Origin of the sequence: Fastidiosipila sp. (assembly GCA_012511175.1) — a bacterium.
In the GTDB taxonomy this organism is placed as follows: domain Bacteria; phylum Bacillota; class Clostridia; order Saccharofermentanales; family DTU023; genus UBA4923.
This window is the reverse complement of sequence record JAAZGO010000030.1, coordinates 1-3,746: the sequence shown is the minus strand read 5'-3', so window position 1 is coordinate 3,746 and position 3,746 is coordinate 1. Positions and strand designations below refer to the sequence as shown.

The window sequence follows — 3,746 nt, the reverse complement described above, 5'->3', positions numbered from 1 at the left end:
GAAGGGTTACCCGACTACACGAAGTACCACCTCGCCACGGCTATGTTGTCTTATATCAATGCCAACTCCGTAGGGTTTAGCGATGGTTTGAATTATGTTGACGATTGCACCGACATCACGCTGTACAAGGATGTGTTCAAATTAATTTTTGAGGCCTTGGAGCAGGAACAGCATTACAAAATGATGATGGGCGAAGAGTGATTCGTAATGAAAGATTGCACTTATAGCGAACGCGCAGATAATCGAAGGTGCGCTCTGCAAAGAAAGAAGGATTACCGATGGCACGAGCTGATGCAAATATTAATAAGGAGACTCTTAGCTTTATCTGCTCGCAGATAGGTGTCACGGTTGCTTACCTTTCTCAGAGAACAGGGCAGACAGAAGAAAAGGTCCGTGCGTGGATGGACGTTTCAAACACCGATTATCCGACAATAAATCAGGCTAAGGGAATTGCGAAGGTGCTAAAGGTCCCGTTTGCCGGGCTGTATATGAATAAGAGTATCTTGCCCATTAAACAGTTGCCTTCTTTGAGGAACTTGCGGACACTACCTTATGAGATGGCGATGGACGATAGTTCTTTGAATCTTGCGGTTGTTGAACTCATTCGTTACCATGATTTTTTGTCATCTTCGGAATCGGATATGCAAATTGATGCTATACCGCTGTCGCTGCCCGCAATTGCCGACAATGCCAGCGTTATTGAATACGCGAAAACTATCAGAAAATTTTTTGGCATTGAATTGGATGATCAGTTTAAGTTGACTTCTCCACGCCAGTTTTACCTTTATGTACGGCAAAAAGTTGAGGGAAAGGGCATCTTCATTCACTGTTTCACAGGTGTTGATGTAGAAATCGTTAGAGGAATATCAATCTTTAATGACACCGCTCCGATTATTGGGCTTAACGATAATGACAGGTATCCAGCTAAGACATTCTCAATAATGCACGAGTTGGTTCATATCCTGAGACGCCAGTCCACACTCTGCAATGAGATGTTTTCTTCGTTTTCTTCCACGGAGGAAGAGGTGTTCTGCAATGCTGTGGCTGGTGAGGTGCTTGTTCCTACAGACTCGTTAAACGCATATCTATCCGCAAAAACAATTACTTCAATCAGTCTAGATGATGTAGATACTATGGCGGGCAAATTCAACATAAGCAAAGAAGTGGTTATCAGAAGGCTACTCGACACAAGGTGGTTTACTCAGGACGAGTACGACACTTTTGCAAATGAAATCCGGCAGAACTTTTTACAGCAGAGAGAAGCAGACAAATTGGCTCGGCAGGAAGGAAGAGGGCCGTCAATCTACAAAAACGTCACCCGAGAAGCTATCGACAAGACCAGCCCGACGATTTGCCGTATTCTGCTAATCGGTTATACCGATGGGTATTTCAGCAAACAGGATGTTTCTGGTTATCTTGGTATAAAAGAAAAGCACATTCCGAAGTTCATTGCGGAGGTGGCGAAATGGTAAACAATATATACTCAGAGCAAATGACCTTGATACCACCGCCCTACCGCTATATCATTGATACTTGTTCGATTCTTTCCCAAAAAGCGGACGAGCCTCACCGCCGTAGCGTTTACAGCACGCTGTGGCAAAATATTGATGAATTAGTGAAGTCTTCTGAAATCGTTATATGTTCTGAAGTTAAAGACGAGGTCGAGGATGAGACTCTGAAACCTTGGATTCAACAATGCACGGTATTGGACGTTGATGCTGGAATTCAGCAGAATGTCGTTAGAATCGTGAATGAACACCCAGAGTTGTTGAGCTTTACGAACATGAAGTCTTCCGGTGATGCCTTCCTCATTGCGACCGCAATGAAGTATCGGATTGCTGTGATTACCGAGGAAAACAAAGACTCGCCAAAGAAAATCCCTAGAATATGCGCGGCCTACAACATACCGTGCATTAACGTGACCGAACTCGCTGAAAAAGAAGGCTGGTCATTTTGAGACATACCGAAAAGATACAAAAGTAATGTGGGAGAGGGTGTGCAAAAGCGGTGCATCTTTTACCGATTTGATTTGAGCGGTGCATTTTATCAATAGTTAGTGCCTTTGCCACAAAAAGGTCCGCCCAGGAGGGCGGCTTTTTTTCTCCCCCTGTGCCCTCATTATTTAAACTCCACCGGAACAGGCCTGTCCATCCCGATAGATGTAGTTACATGATTGGTCGCCAAGGGTACAAAAACGCTTGTGCTCTTGTAGCATAATCATTCATGAAACCGGCACCCCAAAGAGAAAAATGGCCGGGATAAAAGGTTGACTGCCATGGGCACACAACACAAAAATACCAAAGCTGCCGTCCTGGTTGGCCTCCTGATTGCCCTCCTTTCCTTTGCAATCTTTTCAATCGGTGTGGGCGTTTTACTGGGAACACCGCTTCTTCCCGGCAACTACCTGGCCATGGCCATTCTGGGTCTGCTCATCGGATCCGTGGCTTTCTTGTTCTTGTTCTTCAAGCTCTATTATGCTTTTGGATCCTTCATGGCGGGATTTGTCGTGGGTTCCATCTTGATGCTTTCCACCTTCTGGAAAGGAGTGGCCGGCTGGGAGGACCTGATCGGCCTCCTGTCCTTTCTGATGTTTCTTGCCATCGGCCTGGGGGCTGGGCTCCTGGCTCAGCTCATTGTCTTCCTGGTCAAGAAATCCAGGAAAACTTAAAACCAGCCCTTCTTCTTGCAAAAGAACAGGCTGATCGCGATGAACCCCAAACTGACGCCAATAATTACCGGATAGGTGATGGCCGATTCCAGTTCGGGCATGCGAAGATTCATGCCGTACCAGCCGACGATCAGGGTCAGGGGCAGGAAAATGGCCGTGATGACGGTAAAAAAACGCATGGTGTCGTTCAGGCTTATATCCAGCTGGTTCTGGAAGGCTTCCCGGACCTGGGTCAGATGTTCACGCAGGTTCAGGGTCCTGTTGGCCAGGCGGTTGATCTTGTTTTTGTAGGCACGAAAGAGTTGCAACTGGTTTTTGGTGAACAGATTGTTCCGGTTTTCCTCCAATTCCTCCAGAAGATCGTAGAGGGCATCAAAACAGTGCTTGATAGCCGCCAGGTGCTTTCGCAGGGCAATGATCTCCGAGGCGTGGTCCTCCGGCTTGCGCCTGGCCGCTTTTTCTTCCAGGCTGTCAATGGCGTCGTCCACCGTCTCCAGGGGCTGGGCCACTTCCACAAGAATAAGATTGAAAAGCAAGGCCAGCGCCTGGACGGGATTCCGGTGAATGCTGCTGTCTGTTTCCAAGCTCCGGTGAAGCCTTCCGAAAACCTCACCCCCGCCTATCACAACCAGGCGCTCCCGGGTCAGGTAGCATTCGAGGGGCTCCGCGTCATCCTCTGCGCCTGAGAAGTCCGGCAGGTAAAGCGACAGGTAGTCGTAGTCCTCCCGGGATTCAAAATGGATGGACTGCTCCTCTGCCCCGGGGAAACCCGGCACCACGACAATCCCCGCCAGAGCAACCGCCTGGCCGCTTTCTTGCGGTGCGGCCATGATGATGGCGGGACCATCCGGCAGCCGGCCGGGTATTGCCTTCGAAATTCTGTCTTCCTGGAAAACGATCACGGTCTTATCCTCCGGCCGATCATTCCATGACCAGCAATCAACTGACCCTAATTTAGATCATGGAAGCTATCACTTCAAGTGCGCTACTTTTCCTCCAAAATCCCCTTCAAGCGCCGACTTGCACACACGGGAAACCACCTGGCCGCCCGGCAAGGGTGCTTCCCTGTTGATCAGAT

General features: G+C 48.5%; 5 protein-coding genes. 4 read left to right on the top strand and 1 reads right to left on the bottom strand.

The features are described 5' to 3' along the window. The 4 genes from GX839_06780 to GX839_06765 all read left to right on the top strand — a co-directional run. Nucleotides 1-201, top strand: a 201-nt coding sequence (locus GX839_06780; GenBank protein NLB05161.1) for a hypothetical protein, incomplete at its 5' end; no start/stop codon positions are given. A gap of 77 nt (nt 202-278) precedes the next feature. Next, nucleotides 279-1,472, top strand: a complete 1,194-nt coding sequence (locus tag GX839_06775) for an ImmA/IrrE family metallo-endopeptidase (protein ID NLB05160.1) — start codon at nt 279-281, stop codon at nt 1,470-1,472. Continuing rightward, the gene (locus GX839_06770) at nt 1,466-1,957 is read left to right on the top strand and encodes a DUF4411 family protein (GenBank protein ID NLB05159.1); all 492 of its coding nucleotides are present in this window, start codon (nt 1,466-1,468) and stop codon (nt 1,955-1,957) included. Before GX839_06775 ends, GX839_06770 begins: the two co-directional genes overlap by 7 nt. 318 nt (nt 1,958-2,275) lie before the next feature. Then, nucleotides 2,276-2,668, top strand: a complete 393-nt coding sequence (locus GX839_06765) for a hypothetical protein (GenBank protein ID NLB05158.1) — start codon at nt 2,276-2,278, stop codon at nt 2,666-2,668. Here GX839_06765 and GX839_06760 read toward each other — a convergent pair. Then, the gene (locus tag GX839_06760; protein NLB05157.1) at nt 2,665-3,570 is read right to left on the bottom strand and encodes a hypothetical protein; all 906 of its coding nucleotides are present in this window, start codon (nt 3,568-3,570) and stop codon (nt 2,665-2,667) included. The genes GX839_06765 and GX839_06760 overlap by 4 nt on opposite strands. Nucleotides 3,571-3,746 lie beyond the last annotated feature (176 nt).

Coding starts and splice junctions, on each gene's coding strand:
- GX839_06765 (NLB05158.1), top strand. CDS start 2,276: ATGGGCACACAACACAAAAATACCAAAGCTGCCGTCCTGGTTGGCCTC.
- GX839_06775 (NLB05160.1), top strand. CDS start 279: ATGGCACGAGCTGATGCAAATATTAATAAGGAGACTCTTAGCTTTATC.
- GX839_06770 (NLB05159.1), top strand. CDS start 1,466: ATGGTAAACAATATATACTCAGAGCAAATGACCTTGATACCACCGCCC.